Below are 15,252 nucleotides of genomic sequence, written 5' to 3' on the forward strand. Positions count from 1 at the left end.
ACATGGAACATATGGATCATATGGACCACATGAATCACTCGGAACATATGGAACACACGGGCGGCCACGCCGACCACGGTGGGCATTCCGGCCACACCGGCCACGCTGGCCACGTGGCGAAGTTCCGCCGCCTGTTCTGGATCATGCTGGTCCTGGCGATCCCTGTCGTGGTGTTCAACACCATGTTCGCCGACCTCGTCGGCTACGGCCTACCCGACAGCGCCGTGGTCGGCTGGATCTCCCCGGTACTGGGCACGGTGATGTACTTCTGGGGCGGGCTCCCCTTCCTCAGCGGTGCCGTCGACGAGATCAGGTCGCGCAAGCCAGGGATGATGCTCCTCATCGCCTTGGCCATCACCGTCGCCTTTGTCTCATCGTGGGGCGCGAGCCTCAATGTGCTCAGCCATGACCTGGACTTCTGGTGGGAACTCGCGCTGCTGGTCGTGATCATGCTGCTCGGCCACTGGATCGAGATGCGCTCGCTCGCGCAGACGTCCTCCGCGCTGGACTCGCTGGCGGCACTGCTGCCGGATGAGGCCGAGCGCCTCGCGCAGGACGGTTCGGTCACGACCGTCTCCCCCGACGAACTGGGCCTGCACGACGTCGTCATCGTCCGGCCCGGTGCCGCCGTCCCGGCCGACGGCACGGTGGTGGACGGTTCGGCGTCGATGGACGAGTCGATGGTCACCGGCGAGTCCGCCACAGTGCGCCGCGGCGTCGGGGACACCGTGGTCGCCGGCACCGTCGCCACGGACTCCGGCCTGCGGGTAGAGATCACCGCCGTCGGCGAGGACACCACGCTGGCCGGCATCCGCACGCTGGTCTCCGAGGCACAAAGTTCCTCGTCGCGGGCCCAGCGCCTGGCGGACACCGCCGCCGGTTGGTTGTTCTGGTTCGCCCTGGGAGCCGCCATCATTACCGCGGTCGTGTGGTCGGCGGCCGGACGCCCCGAGGACGCCGTGGTGCGCACGATCACCGTGCTGGTCATCGCCTGCCCCCACGCGCTGGGCCTCGCGATTCCTCTGGTGGTGTCCATCGCCACCGAGCGTGCCGCCCGTTCCGGCATCCTGATCAAGGATCGTCTCGCGCTGGAGTCGATGCGCTTGGTGGACACCGTGCTGTTCGACAAAACCGGCACGCTCACTCTCGGGGAGCCGACGGTCACCGAGGTGCTCGTCCCCGACGACAATGACCTCGACAACAACCACATCGTCGCTCTCGCCGCCGCGGCGGAGACCGACAGTGAGCACCCCCTCGCACACGCAATCGTCACCGCCGCCGCAGATCGCGGACTGGAGGTTCCCAAGGCCTCGGACTTCTCGTCCTCCCCGGCAGTCGGCGTGCGCGCGGTCGTCGACGGCCGTGTGGTCGAGGTCGGTGGTCCCCACCTGCTCGAGCAGCGCGAGGCCTCGGCGTTGCCTGGCACCTCCGGGTGGCGGGACGAGGGCGCGATCATCCTCCACGTCCTCGTGGACGGCGGTGTCGTCGGTGCACTGCGACTGGCGGACGGCATCCGCCCGGAGTCCCGCACCGCCGTCGATGACCTGCACGAGCGTGGGGTACAGGTCGTGATGATCACCGGCGATGCCGAGGCGGTGGCGACCTCCGTCGCCACGGAACTCGGCATCGACCGTGTCTTCGCCGGCGTGCGTCCCGAGGACAAGGCAGCGAAGGTCGCCGAACTTCAGGCGGACGGCCACAAGGTCGCGATGGTCGGCGACGGCGTCAACGACGCCCCGGCGCTCGCAGCGTCCGACGTGGGCATCGCTATCGGCGCTGGCACCGACGTCGCGATCGGCTCGGCCGGCGTGATTCTCGCCAGCTCGGACCCGCGTTCGGTGGTCTCCGTGATCTCACTGTCGCAGGCCGCCTACCGGAAGATGCGGCAGAACCTGTGGTGGGCCGCCGGCTACAACCTGGTGTCGGTGCCCCTGGCCGCCGGCGTGCTGGCGCCGGTCGGTTTCGTGCTGCCGATGAGCGTGGGCGCGATCCTGATGTCCGCCTCCACCGTCGTCGTCGCCCTCAATGCGCAGCTGCTGCGCCGCTGGACACCGCAGCAGTGACGGTGACGATGTCGTCGCCAAAGGCCGCGAGCGGGGCGGGCATCCCCTCAACCGAACCGAATGCACGGCTGTTGACCACCACCACCGGGGTCACGGTGGAGTAGCCGGCCTCACGGATCTTCTCGGTATCAAACCGGATCAGCGGGGTACCGGCCTCGACGCGCTGTCTCTTCTCGACGAGCACCTCGAAGCCATCACCACCCATCTTCACCGTGTCGATGCCGATGTGGATCAGCAGCTCGATACCGCTGTCCAGCCGCAGTCCCACGGCATGACCGGTCTTCTGCACGGTGAGAACCTTCCCGTCGGCCGGAGCCACGACCGTGTCGCCCGAGGGCTCCACGGCCACACCCTGCCCGAGCGCCCCGGAGGAGAAGGCCGGGTCGTCCACCTCACTCAGCGGGATCACCTTCCCCTCCACCGGCGTGGTCAGCACGGTGACCGTCCCCGGGACCAGCGCCGGTTTCGCGGCAGGTGCCACCACGCCGGACGCTGCGTCCTGGTCTGCGTCCTGCGCGGCGTCCTGCGCGGCGTCCTGCGCGGCGTCCCGTTCTGCGTCCTGCTCCGCGGCCAGCGCCGCACGCACCTCCGCCTTCTCGTCCTTGCCGCGGTAGTCGAAGAACAGCACCAACAGCAGCGAGGTAATGAAAGCGGCGGCGATACCGAACAGGTAACCGCCCCACGGGTCCATCGCGGGGAAGGTCAGCAGCGAGGTGAAGACGAAAGCGCTTGCCTTCACGTCAAAGAAGCCCATGATCACACCACCCACCAGACATCCCGGCAGCAGTCGCATGTAGGTCTTGCGGAACCGCAGCAGCACGCCATACAGCGAGGGCTCGGAAATACCGCCGAACAGTCCGGCCATCAGACCACCGAAGGACACCTGACGCATACCCTTGTTGCGCTCGCGGATCGAGATCACGAGCACACCGGCGACGACGCCGAAACAGGCGAAGTTCCAGGCGCCCATCGGCCCCTGGATGAAGTCGTAGCCGAGGGTAGCGATGTTCTGGATCATGATCGCGTTCAGCGGCCAGTGCAGACCCAACGGGACCAGGAAGGGGTACAGCAAGGGGATGATCACGGCCAGGATGAACGGTGAGACACCGTTGAGCCACAGCAGGAACTCGGAGATCCCGTTGCCGATGCCGATGCCGAACGGGCCGAGCAGGAATGCCGTCGCAGGGATCATGATCAGCAGCGAGAAGAAGGGCACGAACACCATCTGCACCGACTGCGGGATGATGCGTTTGAGCCCCTTCTCCACCCAGAACAGCCCGATAGCCGCGATCAGCGGCGGGAAAACCTGCGAGGAGTAGTCGTTGAGCACCAGCGGCAGGCCGAAGACCTGGACGGTGTCCCCCGCGTCGCCGAGGGAGAGGAACTCGGGAGTGAGCAGGGCCGCCGGGATGGCCGCGCCGACCCATTCGTTGGCGCCGAGCTTCCGGGCGGCCGTCGCACCAATCATGATCGGCAGGAAGTAGAAGACCGACCGCCACATCGCATGCAACAGCACGTAGCCGTCGGGTTGCTCCTCCATCGGAGCACGGAAGTCCTGCATCCCGAAGGTGTCGGCGAGCACCAGCATGGTGATGATCAGGGAGGCACCGAGCAGCGCCCACAGCACGGGACGGAAGGTGTCCGAGAGGAACTCGAAGCAGTAGTTGACCCAGTCGTACTTGCCGCGGACTCCCCCGTACTCCTTCTTCGAGGAGGCCCGGCTCTCGGCGTCCGCATCACCCATGCCGGGTTCTCTGACGATCGCGTTGTAGTAGTCGGCGACGCCGCCGCCCATCACGACCTGCAGGCCGGTACTCCCCTGTTCCACCACCCCGAGCACGGCGGGGTCGCTGTCGAGTCTGTCGATGTCGACCTTCGACCGGTCGACGAGGTCGAATCGGAGTCGAGTGGCACAGTAGGTGAGCGACGAGACGTTTTCCGCTCCGCCCACCTCCGCGAGAATGTGCCGGGACGTGTCTGTCGCTGCTGAGGCCATCGGGTGTCCACCTTGGGTGAGCTGGAGGGATGTTCCTGCCGCCCAAGGGTAGGACGGCACCTCACCCATCGTAGAACTTCGCTCTCCAAAACATAAGGACCTCGCAGCAGAAAAGACCCGGCCCACCCCGCATTCGGGGTGGGCCGGGTCTGACTCGTCTGCTAAGAGACGGTACTACTCACCGGAGCCGGCGAGCTTCTCGCGCAGAGCGGCGAGCTGCTCATCGGAAGCCAGCGAACCGGCGTCCGAGGTGGTCTCCTCGGTGGCGGCAGCGGCCGGCTTGTCCGAGTTGCTGGAGTAGGAGCCGTTGTCGGCAGCCTCATCAGCCTCGGCAGCCTGGGCACGGTGGCGCTCGATCTGAGCGGCGTGGGTCTTGTGGCGACGCTCGGACTCGGCGTACCGGTCCTCCCATGCCTCACGCTGCTCGTCGTAGCCTTCCATCCACTCGTTGGTCTCCGAATCGAAGCCCTCCGGGAAGATGTAGTTGCCCTGCTCGTCGTAGGAGTCGGCCATACCGTACTTGGACGGGTCGAACTCCTCGGCGAAGTCCTCGTCGGCCTGCTTCAGCGACAGGGAGATACGACGACGCTCGAGATCGATGTCGATGACCTTGACCATGAGCTCCTGGCCGACGGTGACGATCTGGTCCGGGACATCCACGTGGCGCTCGGCCAGCTCGGAGATGTGGACCAGGCCCTCGATGCCCTCCTCGACGCGGACGAAGGCGCCGAACGGAACCAGCTTGGTGACCTTGCCCGGGACGATCTGACCGATCGCGTGGGTCCGGGCGAAGACGCGCCACGGATCCTCCTGGGTGGCCTTCAGCGACAGGGACACGCGCTCGCGGTCCAGGTCGACGTCGAGCACCTCGACGGTGACCTCGTCACCGACGGTGACAACCTCGGACGGGTGGTCGATGTGCTTCCAGGACAGCTCGGAGACGTGAACCAGGCCGTCGACACCGCCGAGATCGACGAAGGCGCCGAAGTTGACGATGGAGGACACGACGCCCTTGCGGACCTGGCCCTTCTGCAGCTGGTGCAGGAACTCGGAGCGGACCTCGGACTGGGTCTGCTCAAGCCATGCGCGACGGGACAGGACAACGTTGTTGCGCTGCTTGTCCAGCTCGATGATCTTGGCCTCGATCTCCTGGCCGATGTACGGCTGGAGGTCGCGGACGCGACGCATCTCGACGAGGGAGGCGGGCAGGAAGCCACGCAGGCCGATGTCCAGGATGAGGCCGCCCTTGACGACCTCGATGACGGTACCGGTGACCGGCTCGTCCTTCTCCTTGAGCTCCTCGATGGTGCCCCAGGCGCGCTCGTACTGTGCGCGCTTCTTGGACAGGATCAGGCGGCCTTCCTTGTCCTCCTTGGTGAGGACCAGGGCGTCGACCTCGTCGCCGACCTCGACGACCTCGCCGGGATCGACATCGTGCTTGATGGACAGCTCGCGGGAGGGGATGACACCCTCGGTCTTGTATCCGATGTCAAGCAGGACCTCGTCGTGGTCGACCTTGACGACGGTACCCTCGACGATGTCACCGTCGTTGAAGTACTTGATGGTGGCGTCGACGGCGGCGAGGAAATCCTCAGCGGAGCCGATGTCGTTGACGGCTACCTGAGGAACGTTGTTGGTGGGCATATGTGAAGTTGCTCCGAGACGGATTGTTCTTAGTGATGGACAGGGGGCACCGTTTCGCCAGCGTTCAGCTTCCCGGCACCGTCGCGCGTCTGCGAACAGACGGTTAACAGAATGCAGGCTACACGACCCCTCCGAGCTGTGCAAACACCGTCTCCGCGAACTCTTCAGTGCCCGCACCAGCACTACCTGAGGCACCTACGGCCACTCCAGCATCCCCCGCCACATCGGGGGTGGGCGCGTGCACGAGTGCGTGCCGCACGGCATCGCTGAGCGCATCACCGGCATCCTCGCAGCCAAGATGCCGCAGCATCAGCGCCGCTGAATTCATTAGCCCGGCCGGATTCGCCACGCCCAGTCCGGCGATGTCCGGCGCGGAACCATGCGCGGCCTGTGCCATCACCGCCGCGTCGCCGGCATTCACGCTACCGGCGGCCCCCAGCGTGCCGCCCAGGGCTGCGGTCAGGTCGGAGAGGATATCGCCGAACATATTCTCCGCCACGATTGTTCGGTGCCGCCCAGGGTTGACCACCAGGTCGGCACACAGGGCGTCGATATGCACCGGGCTCAGCTCCACCCCGGTCTCGGCCGCCATTTTCTCGGCCTCCTCCACGTACATCCCGGACGTCCTTGCCAGGACGTTCGCCTTGTGCGCGACCGTGAGGACGCCGCCGCGTGCGGCAGCGACGCGTCCTGCGTGCCGGACGATCCGACGCACGCCGTGGCGGGTAAAGGTGCCGATCGCCAGGGCGACGTCCTCGGTGACCATCACGTCGCCGGAGCCGGCGTACATATTGCGGTCGGCGTAGAGCCCCTCGGTGTTCTCCCGGACGACGACCACGTCCAGGTCCGGCACTACCGCCCCGGGCAGCCCGCGCACAGGACGCACATTCGCCCACAACTGGGCGCGCACCCGCAGCGCGGCGGAGGGGTTCTGCTGCTCGCGCGCCTCCGGCGGGTAGGACGCATTGTCGTGCGGGCCGAGCACCCAGCCGTCCAGCCCGGTCACCGTCTCCCAAGTCTGCTCCGGAAGGATTCGACCGGTCTGCTCGAAGGCCTCCCGGCCAAGCAGCAGCGGAACCCAGCGCACGGAGATGCCGCCGTGGTGGTGCAGCGCGGTGGTCGTCGCGGTGACGGTGGGGGCCACGATCTCCGGGCCGATGCCCTCCCCGGGCCAGTAGCCCAGCGTGAGTTCGTGGTGTGTGTCGGTCGAGTCGGCTGGAGTGATCACGGTCACCCATCCTAGGTGCCGTTCCGCCCCACGGTCGATGGTGGGCTGACACGCGGGCCGCTTCGGGCTTTTCACCACCCCACACATCATCCGGATACGATGACGCCCATGAACGAAACCTCACCCGGCACCGAGCAGCCTGCCGAGCACGCAACCTCGCGGCGCCCCGCTTTCGAGAACACCCCCTTCACCCCGGGGTCCGTCGTCCTCAACGCACTCCGTGGAGGACTCATCGGCTCGGCCGAACTCGTCCCGGGCATCTCCGGCGGCACCGTCGCGCTCGTCACCGGCGTGTACGAGCGGGTGCTCTACAACGCCAACCGCATGCTCGACGGGCTCAAGCTTCTTGTCACGGACCGTCCCGCAGGAGTCCGGAAGATCAAGTCCGTGGACTGGACCTTGCTCCTGCCGATGGCCATCGGCATGGTCGCCATGGTCTTTGCCTTGGCCGGCATCCTCGGCACCTTCGTCGAGGACCACCCGATCTCCGCCAAGAGCCTCTTCCTGGGCATGGTGGCCGTGTCCGTGGTCGTGCCGATCCTGCTGATCGACACCGCCGACCTGAAACGGCGGCTCCCCGTGGCCGTGCCGCTGTTCATCGTCGGTGGACTGTTCACCTTCATCGCCACCGGATTCTCCTCGTCGACGAACAACGACCCGAACCTGTTCCTGGTCTTCATCGCCGCCGCGATCGCCGTGTGCGCCCTGATCCTGCCCGGCGTCTCCGGCTCCTTCTTCCTCTACGCCATCGGCATCTACTCCGCCACGCTGACCGCCGTGAGCGACCTGGACATCACCTACATCCTGGTCTTCGGCCTCGGCGCGCTGACCGGCCTGGTGCTCTTCGTCCGCGTCATGGAGCACCTGCTGACCAAACACCGCACGCTGACCCTGTTCACCATGACGGGCATGCTGCTCGGTTCACTGCGCGCCCTGTGGCCGTGGCAGGACGACGACTCCAACCTGCAGGCCCCCGGCGACCAGGTCGGCACCGCCGTCCTGCTGTTCATCCTCGGTGCCGCGGTCGTCGGCGCGATGGTCATCGCCGAGCAGGTCGCCAAGCGCCGCCGTATGCGCGCGCACCAGGGCTAAGCACTCACCGGGCGAGGTAGGCGACCGCGACCTGGACGCGGTTCGTGGCCCCCAGCTTCTCCATAATGCGGGACATATAGGACTTCACCGTCGGCAGTGCCAGGTGCAGGCTCTGACCGATCTGTTCATTGGTCATCCCCTGTGAGACCAGTTCGGCCACCATATTCTCCCGGTCGCTGAGGACGGGGCTCTCGCCCGGCCTGCTCTCTGTTCCACCACGGCTGCGCTCCAGCAGGTGCGCGACGACGTCCGGGCTGAACGCCGTCTGGCCGGCCGCCACGGTCTCAACCGCAGCGACCAGAGCCTCTGGGCTGGCAACCTTCCGGAGGAACCCCCTCGCCCCACCGTCGAGCGCCTGGACGATGTCCTCGCGCGTGTCGAACGCCGTGAGCATCATCACCGCCGGGGCATCCGCCTGGCCCTGCAGTTCCCGGAGTGCCTCGAGACCATGCATCCCCGGCATCCGGATATCCATGAGCACCACGTCCGGACGCTGCCGTGCAATCTCAGCCAGGGCACCACGCCCGTCCCCTGCCTCGCCGACGACACGGATCCCGCCTCCGCGGGACGTGTCCCCGGCACCGTCCAGCAAGAGCCGCAGGCCCGTGCGTACCAACGTCTCATCGTCGATGAGAAGAACCTTGATCACGAGGTCTTCTCCTTGTGCCACGGCAGGGACATTGCCAGGCGGAACACACCGTCCGCGTTCTCGACTTGGAGCCTTCCACCCACCGACGCCAAGCGCTCGCGCACCCCGGTGAGGCCGAACCCGCCGCCCGCGGCGTCCTGCCTGTCCTGCCTGTCCCCGATGCGCCCGACGCGCTCGGGGACCGGGTTCGACACCGACACCGCAAGCATCCCCGGCCGAGTCGGTGCATCCCCCGAGACCGCCACCGACACCGTTTCGCCCGGCGCGTGCCGGTGCGCGTTGTCGAGGGCCTCGCCGAGCACCGCCCCGAGTGCGTGGCGAGCTGGCGTCGGCAACTCCACACCGAGTCCGGCTGTGGCGTCGGTGCCGTCTGTAGTCACGACGACATCCTGCCCACGCCGGCGCGCGGCATCGATGACATCGTCCGGGCTGCGCCGTGCGGCGTCGAGCGTGGTGGAGGTGTCCAGCATCCTCAACGCCGTGATGATTCCCTGCAGGTCGGAGGACGCGGCCTGCGCCTGCGTGCGGATCGTGGAGACGGCCTCGTCCCGCTGCTGTTCCGTCAGGTCCGGGCGGTAGCCGAGGACGCCGCTGTGGATGGCGATCAGCCCCAGGCGGTGGGACAGCGAATCGTGGATGTCGCGGGCGAGTGCGATCCGCTCCTCCTCGAGCGCCTGGGCCAGTTCTCGTTCCCCACGCAGCCGCTCGACCGTGCGGCGGTCACGGTCGCGCGATGCCCACCCGAGTCCGATGGCCACGCTGACCGCCGCAGTGAATAGCAGACCGGCGAGCATCCCGAGGGTCGAGCCGTCCGGATCCAGGGCCATGCTGACCGTGCCTCCCACAAGCAGGAGTACCCCGGCGAATGCCGCGTCCCGACGCGAAGCGTGCCGGCTGACGCGCACCACCGTCGCAAGGGCCGCCACGGCCCCGAGCGCACTGACTGCACCCATGAGAACGGTCAGCATGAGGGCAGGACGCCGACCGCGGGCCAGTGACACCGCGTGGAGGATCAGCGCCGCGACGCCTGTGGCCAACTGCACCGCGATGAACCGTGCCAGCGCCAGGTTCCGACTGTCGGGGAGATCGGCGGGGTCCTGCCAGTCGAAGAGCGTGGGGACGGTGAACAGCATCAACGCCGTGCCGATGAGGGCGGAGCACAGCCACAGAAGAACTGCACTCCGGGCTCTCTGGGTGCTGAGGGCAGGGACGATTCTCACTCCCGACACCCTAGCCGCTCGTCGCGTCCCCCGATGTCGGTCAAAGGTATGTGATTCGCCAGACCTTCGGCCGCTACCGCGCCCGGCCGGAGCCCCGCAGACTGTGGGACATGTCGTCGTCCTCCCTCACGCCGTTCCTGCGACCTGTCCGCCACCGTGACCTTCTGCGGGTGTGGGGTGCGTTCCTCTCCCCGATCGTCCTGCTGGTGCTCGTATTGGTCGCGGTCAGGGTCTTCTCCCCTGACCTCACACTTCCCGACATAGTCCTATGGACCTTGCCCGTCGTGCTGGTGCTCGTCTCTGCGCTACTCGTGGCCTGGTCGGTGCGGGGCTGGTCGGCAGACGACCTCGGCTTCCGTCGCCTGGGCCGCCGGGGGCTCCACTTACTGTGGCAGGTTCCGGTCGTGCTGGTCCTGGCGTTGACCGCGACGGCGATCCTGGGCCAGATCCTCGGATTGCAGCCGACGGCAACCACCGAGGCAGAAGACGACGCCCTAGGGTCGAGCCGCGGAGCCGTGGTCGTGCTCGTCAGCTACCTGCTCGTCGGACCGGTGGTCGAGGAGGTATTGATCCGCCGGTTCACCATGAGCTGGATCGAGGACCGACTCTTCACCTTGAGCCACCGACCCCGAGTAGCGGCGGCGGGTGCCGTGGTGCTGAGTTCTGTGGTCTTCGGGCTTCTCCATGTTGTGGCCCCGGTGATGCTGTGGACCTTCCTCATGGGGATCGGGTGCGCGGTGCTCACCCGGTGGCACCGTTCTTTGTGGGGCGGCTTAGCGCTGCACTGCACCGTGAACCTTCTGGCGAGTACCGCGCTGGTCGCGGCGGTCTTCACCTGAGCCACACCCAGCCGCCCATCCGCCGGATCAGTGCCCGGCGGCCTCCCAGTTCTCCCCGGTGCCGGTGGAGACATCCAGCGGGACGCGCAGTTCGGCCGCGCCGTCCATCTGCTCCTGCAGCAGCGCGGTCATCTCCTCGAGCTCGCCGTCGACGACCTCGACGACGAGCTCGTCGTGCACCTGCAGCAGCACCCGTGAGCGCATACCGCGCCTCGTCATCTCCCGGTCGACGCGCAGCATCGCCCGCTTGATGATGTCGGCGGCAGTGCCCTGGATCGGCGCATTCAGCGCGGCGCGTTCAGCATTGTCGCGGGCCACCCGGTTGCTGGAGTTGAGCTCCGGCAGGTAGCGACGCCGCCCGTAGAGCGTCTCGGTGTAGCCGACCTCCTTAGCCCGTTCCACCACGGTGTCGAGGTAGTCCTTCACCCCGCCGAAGCGCTCGAAGTAGGTGTCCATGATCTTCTTCGCCTCACCGGCGGCGATATTGAGCTGCTGGGACAGGCCGAAGGCGCTGAGCCCGTAGACCAGCCCGTAGCTCATCGCCTTCACCCTGCGGCGCAGTTCCGGGGTGACCTCGTCGACGGGCACGTCGAAGACCTTGGAGCCCACGTAGTTGTGCAGGTCCTCGCCGTTGCGGTAGGCCTCGATCAGGCCGGGGTCCTCGGAGAGGTGCGCCATGACGCGCATCTCGATCTGCGAGTAGTCGGCGGTCAGCAGCGTGGTGTAGCCCGCCCCGACGCGGAAGGCGCCGCGGATGTGGCGTCCTGCCTCGGTACGCACCGGGATGTTCTGCAGGTTCGGTTCCGCCGAGGACAGGCGGCCCGTGGCGGCGCCGCGCTGGTTGAAGGTGGTGTGGATGCGTCCGTCGTCGGCGGTGGCCTCGATGAGTCCGTCGATGGTGGTCTTCATCTTCTGGTACTCGCGGTGGGCCATCAGGTGCGACAGGAAGGGGTGCCCGGTCTGGGCGGTGAGCTTCTCCAGCTCGCCGGCGGCGGTGGAGTAGCCGGTCTTGGTCTTCTTGGTGGTGGGCAGCCCGAAGTCCTCGAAAAGCACCTTCTGCAGCTGCTTGGGGCTGGAGAGGTTGAGCGACTGGTCGCCGGCGATCTCGCGGGCGGCGGTGACCTCCTCGGTGATGCGGTCACCGTAGTTGTCGGAGAGTTCCTGCAGCGAGTCACGGTCCACGGAGATGCCGTGGCTCTCCATGCGCGCCAGGACGGTGGCCAGCGGCACCTCGAGGTCGAGGTAGAGCTCCATCGCCCCGATCCCGGCGAGCTCCGGGGTCAGCGAGGTCACCAGGTCGAGCACGGCCTGCGCGCGCACGCCGCCGGCAGCGTCCTCGGCGAGCTCGTGACCGACGTGGCGCTGCAGGACGTCCGCCAGCCCGGTGGAACGCACGTCCGGACGCAGCAGGTAGGCGGCGAGGGCGGTGTCGTGCTCCACACCGTCGAGTTCCAGACCGGAGCCGTGGAGCATGTGCCAGGCCCGTTTGGAGTCGTGCAGCCACTTGGCGGCGGAGACGTCCGCGAGCCAGGCGGCGAGTGCCGCCTCGTCCTTGGGATCCTGATCGGTCAGGTCGATGTCCACGGCGTGCAGGACGCCGTCCTCGCCGGCTTCCGGATCAAGTAGGACGACGCGCGCGGCGTTGCCGCCGAACGGCGTCCCGGTTCCGGTCACCTCGACGACGAGGGGACGGTTGGTGGACGCGTCGCCGGGGTTGCGGCCGTCCTTCCAGCCGGCGCGGTCGGTGAGCCACTTGGTGAGCTTGCCGTCGGCGACGGCGTCGACGGCGAGTTCGGACGCCGCACCGTCCTCAAACTCGATACCCATGGTGCGGAAGGTGCGGTTGCGCAGGTTATTTCCGAACTGGAGGGTGTCGAAGAGGTCGATCGCCTCGGAGGCGTCCACGTGCCCGGGACGCAGCGCGGAGAGCAGCTCGCCGTCCCCATTGAGGTCCCCGAGGTCGAGATCGCGGACCATCTCGGTGACCTTGCGGGCCAGCACGACGTTGTCGATATTGTCGCGCAGGGCGTCACCGACCTTGCCGCCGAAGTCGTCGATGTGGTCGATGACTGCGTCCAGGCTGCCGTATTTCGTGATCCACTTCTGCGCGGTCTTCGGGCCCACACCCGGCACGCCGGGCATGTTGTCGGAGGTATCGCCGCGCAGTGAGGCGAGGTCCGGGTACTGGGTGGGGGTCACGCCATATTTCTCCTCCACGCGCGCAGGGGTGAACCGGTCGAGTTCGGAGACCCCGCGCAGGGTGTAGAGGACGGTGACGTCGTCGTTGACGAGCTGCAGGCTGTCGCGGTCGCCGGTGCAGATCACCGTGCGCATGCCCGCCTCGGTGCCACGGCAGGACAGCGTAGCGATGATGTCATCGGCCTCATAGGCCTCCTTGGTCAGCGTGCGCACACCGAGGGACTGCAGCGCCTCCTGGATCAGCTCAACCTGCCCATGGAACTCCTCGGGTGCCGGCGGACGCTGCGCCTTGTACTCCGGGAGGTCCTTCTCCCGGAACGTCGGTCCGGAAAGGTCGAAGGCCGCGGCGACGTGGGTCGGCTGCTCGGCCTCCATCAGCCCGAGGAACATGCCGAGGAAGCCGTAGACGGCGTTGGTGTACTGGCCCCCGGTCGTGGAGAAGTTCTGGGCCGGCAGGGCGTAGAACGCCCGGAAGGCCAGGGAGTGTCCGTCGAGCAACAGGAGGGTGGGGCGCTCGTCCCCGGGGTTGTCTGTCATATGACCTTCCTGCATGTCCGTGACGTGTTCTTTCACGCCGCCGGACACACTTCTCGTGGTTGCTGCCGCAGTCGGTGTCGTGCCCCGGCTATTCTAGTCGCCATGAGTGACCAGACAGAGAGCGTCCCGGAAGAACCGGCGGCCGAACAGCAGTCGTCGGCCCGGCGGCGTGCCGAGCAAACCCGGGTGTACATCCTGGAGTGTGCGAAGAACGCCTTCAACAAGCGCCCCTACAGCGAGGTGTCGCTCAAGGACATCGCCACTGAGGTTGGTGTCAGTGCCCCGCTGATCATCAAGTACTACGGGACGAAGGAGAACCTCTACGAAGCGCAGTTGGACTTCACCGAGGCTGCCGCGCGCCTGGAGAACGTCCCTTTCACCGAGATGGGCACCCACCTGGCACGGCTGGCGGTGACCTCCGCCGACGACAGCCCCAACTCACTGGTGCGCAAACTCGCCGACGCCGGGGGCAACCGGCACATCGTCGACACCCTCGGACGGGTCTACCGCCAGCAGGTCGTCACCCCCGTCCTGGAGCGGGTGGCCGCCGAGACCGGCGCGGATTCCAGTGCCGACCCGGAGATGCGGGCCGAGGCGGCGATGTCGATGGTGATCGGCCTGGCGTTGATGCGCCGGCTCGTGACCCAGGAGTACTTCCACGACGCCGACGTCGAAGCATTCGTCACCTACTACGGCAACCTCATCCAGTGCGTCCTGGACGGTGAACCCGCAGGACGGTGAGTCGGCAGCGCCCGTCGGCACCCCGGTGTTGTCGGGCGCGGCGTCCCTCCCGTATTATCTCCGTTTGTTGGCCCTGGTGGCGGAATTGGCAGACGCGCTGCACTCAAAATGCAGTGTCTTCGGGCGTGTGGGTTCGAGTCCCACCCAGGGCACCATCATGACCCCGCCGGTCGAGATCGACCGGCGGGGTCTTCTGCTGTCCACTTCGTGCCTGCGCGGCCAGCCCGCACCACCTCCGCCAGCTGGTCCTTAGTGGCCGGACGCATGCCCCAGGCGTCCAGACTCACACAGATCTGCAGCGTCCCTGCGGCCGACCAGCTGAGTTTCGAGGTGGCGTGGGTATGGCCGTGGACGACCGGCGCACCGCAATCGCGTGGCCGCCACTGCACGTGGCGATCGGGCTCGGTGTGGTCGCCGTCGTATGGGAAGTGGTTGACCACCGCCCGCTGGCCCTCGATCTTCAGCGTCATCGCTGCGGCGATGGTGTCGAAGGTCCGCAGGAACCTGGGGTGCCCGGCCAGCGCCTTGGCGTGCATGGGGTGCACGGCGTCGTGGTTGCCGGCGAGCAGGTGCAGTCTGGCACCGGTGATGTCGCGTACCTCGGCGAGCAGGTCGAGCGCGCGGTCCTCCAGGTCGGGGATCCCGGAGGAGAGATCGCCGAGAATGAAGAGCCTGTCCCCCGACACGAGGACCTCCCGAAGGTTCCTCAGCAGCACGTCGTCATGCTCCTCGACCTCCTCGAACCCTCGCACCCGGGCGGGCATCGGGTGGCCAAGATGTGGATCCGCGGTGAACCAGTCCGTCATACGCCGGATGGTACCGCAGGCGACAGTAAGGTAGGTTAGCCGGTGAAACTGTCGGGATGGTCCCGGCGTCACACTTACCAAGGAGCGAACAACCGTGGACCTTCCCATCGCCGAAGCAATCGAGACGTCCGGGGCTTATGCCTCCAACGCCATCTTCATCGTCGGCTCGCTCCTGTCGTCGCCGTTCGGGCTGATCGGCGATCTCGGGGCGTCCCTCTCCTCACTGCTCCCCTAAAAC

General features: G+C 67.2%; 12 protein-coding genes and 1 tRNA gene. 6 read left to right on the top strand and 7 right to left on the bottom strand.

Features of this window, described 5'->3' with window-relative positions; translation table 11 throughout:
- Positions 1-11: 11 nt before the first annotated feature.
- Complete coding sequence (locus tag ACT3SZ_RS13475; RefSeq protein WP_444619578.1) at positions 12-2,063, top strand: heavy metal translocating P-type ATPase; 2,052 nt, start codon at positions 12-14, stop codon at positions 2,061-2,063.
- Here the strand turns inward: ACT3SZ_RS13475 and ACT3SZ_RS13480 are convergent.
- The 3 genes from ACT3SZ_RS13480 to ACT3SZ_RS13490 all read right to left on the bottom strand — a co-directional run bounded on the left by ACT3SZ_RS13480 (position 2,023) and on the right by ACT3SZ_RS13490 (position 6,931).
- Complete coding sequence (locus tag ACT3SZ_RS13480; RefSeq protein ID WP_444619421.1) at positions 2,023-4,059, bottom strand: glucose PTS transporter subunit IIA; 2,037 nt, start codon at positions 4,057-4,059, stop codon at positions 2,023-2,025. The two genes, ACT3SZ_RS13475 and ACT3SZ_RS13480, sit on opposite strands and share 41 nt — an antisense overlap.
- 174 nt (positions 4,060-4,233) lie before the next feature.
- Entirely contained in the window at positions 4,234-5,703 is a 1,470-nt protein-coding gene (rpsA, locus tag ACT3SZ_RS13485; protein ID WP_444619423.1) for a 30S ribosomal protein S1, read from the bottom strand.
- Between the two features lie 118 nt (positions 5,704-5,821).
- Positions 5,822-6,931, bottom strand: coding sequence for an isocitrate/isopropylmalate family dehydrogenase (locus tag ACT3SZ_RS13490; protein WP_444619424.1), 1,110 nt, complete (start codon positions 6,929-6,931; stop codon positions 5,822-5,824).
- A 99-nt stretch (positions 6,932-7,030) separates the two neighbouring features.
- On the opposite strand from ACT3SZ_RS13490, the gene ACT3SZ_RS13495 reads away from it, so the two are divergent.
- Positions 7,031-8,023, top strand: a complete 993-nt coding sequence (locus ACT3SZ_RS13495; RefSeq protein WP_444619426.1) for a DUF368 domain-containing protein — start codon at positions 7,031-7,033, stop codon at positions 8,021-8,023.
- 4 nt (positions 8,024-8,027) lie between these two features.
- Here ACT3SZ_RS13495 and ACT3SZ_RS13500 read toward each other — a convergent pair whose 3' ends face one another.
- Together ACT3SZ_RS13500 and ACT3SZ_RS13505 are read right to left on the bottom strand one after the other, a co-directional pair.
- A complete protein-coding gene (locus tag ACT3SZ_RS13500; protein ID WP_444619428.1) occupies positions 8,028-8,672 on the bottom strand; it encodes a response regulator transcription factor in 645 nt (214 codons plus the stop codon).
- A complete protein-coding gene (locus ACT3SZ_RS13505; RefSeq protein WP_444619430.1) occupies positions 8,669-9,892 on the bottom strand; it encodes a sensor histidine kinase in 1,224 nt (407 codons plus the stop codon). Before ACT3SZ_RS13505 ends, ACT3SZ_RS13500 begins: the two co-directional genes overlap by 4 nt.
- A 110-nt stretch (positions 9,893-10,002) precedes the next feature.
- Between ACT3SZ_RS13505 and ACT3SZ_RS13510 the strand changes: the two genes are divergently transcribed.
- Positions 10,003-10,731 (top strand): lysostaphin resistance A-like protein, encoded by a 729-nt coding sequence (locus ACT3SZ_RS13510; RefSeq protein WP_444619432.1) that lies wholly within the window; start codon positions 10,003-10,005, stop codon positions 10,729-10,731.
- 27 nt (positions 10,732-10,758) lie between these two features.
- Here ACT3SZ_RS13510 and polA read toward each other — a convergent pair whose 3' ends face one another.
- Positions 10,759-13,467, bottom strand: coding sequence for a DNA polymerase I (gene polA, locus ACT3SZ_RS13515; RefSeq protein ID WP_444619434.1), 2,709 nt, complete (start codon positions 13,465-13,467; stop codon positions 10,759-10,761).
- Between the two features lie 102 nt (positions 13,468-13,569).
- On the opposite strand from polA, the gene ACT3SZ_RS13520 reads away from it, so the two are divergent.
- Both ACT3SZ_RS13520 and ACT3SZ_RS13525 read left to right on the top strand, forming a co-directional pair.
- Positions 13,570-14,208, top strand: a complete 639-nt coding sequence (locus tag ACT3SZ_RS13520) for a TetR/AcrR family transcriptional regulator (RefSeq protein ID WP_444619435.1) — start codon at positions 13,570-13,572, stop codon at positions 14,206-14,208.
- Positions 14,209-14,278: 70 nt separating this feature from the next.
- Positions 14,279-14,363, top strand: a tRNA-Leu gene (locus ACT3SZ_RS13525).
- On the opposite strand, the gene ACT3SZ_RS13530 is transcribed toward ACT3SZ_RS13525, so the two are convergent.
- Positions 14,364-15,014, bottom strand: a complete 651-nt coding sequence (locus tag ACT3SZ_RS13530) for a phosphoprotein phosphatase (protein WP_444619437.1) — start codon at positions 15,012-15,014, stop codon at positions 14,364-14,366.
- A 94-nt stretch (positions 15,015-15,108) separates the two neighbouring features.
- Here ACT3SZ_RS13530 and ACT3SZ_RS13535 point away from each other — a divergent pair, with 94 nt between their 5' ends.
- Positions 15,109-15,249, top strand: coding sequence for a hypothetical protein (locus ACT3SZ_RS13535; RefSeq protein ID WP_444619438.1), 141 nt, complete (start codon positions 15,109-15,111; stop codon positions 15,247-15,249).
- Positions 15,250-15,252: the final 3 nt, after the last annotated feature.

Source organism: Corynebacterium sp. AOP40-9SA-29 (assembly GCF_052377405.1).
In the GTDB taxonomy this organism is placed as follows: Bacteria; Actinomycetota; Actinomycetes; order Mycobacteriales; family Mycobacteriaceae; genus Corynebacterium.

Excerpts from the sequence above, each read along its gene's own strand:
- ACT3SZ_RS13475 (WP_444619578.1), top strand. The coding sequence starts at position 12 with ATGGATCATATGGACCACATGAATCACTCGGAACATATGGAACACACG.
- ACT3SZ_RS13480 (WP_444619421.1), bottom strand. The coding sequence starts at position 4,059 with ATGGCCTCAGCAGCGACAGACACGTCCCGGCACATTCTCGCGGAGGTG.
- rpsA (WP_444619423.1), bottom strand. The coding sequence starts at position 5,703 with ATGCCCACCAACAACGTTCCTCAGGTAGCCGTCAACGACATCGGCTCC.
- ACT3SZ_RS13495 (WP_444619426.1), top strand. The coding sequence starts at position 7,031 with ATGACGCCCATGAACGAAACCTCACCCGGCACCGAGCAGCCTGCCGAG.
- ACT3SZ_RS13510 (WP_444619432.1), top strand. The coding sequence starts at position 10,003 with ATGTCGTCGTCCTCCCTCACGCCGTTCCTGCGACCTGTCCGCCACCGT.
- polA (WP_444619434.1), bottom strand. The coding sequence starts at position 13,467 with ATGACAGACAACCCCGGGGACGAGCGCCCCACCCTCCTGTTGCTCGAC.
- ACT3SZ_RS13520 (WP_444619435.1), top strand. The coding sequence starts at position 13,570 with ATGAGTGACCAGACAGAGAGCGTCCCGGAAGAACCGGCGGCCGAACAG.
- ACT3SZ_RS13530 (WP_444619437.1), bottom strand. The coding sequence starts at position 15,014 with ATGACGGACTGGTTCACCGCGGATCCACATCTTGGCCACCCGATGCCC.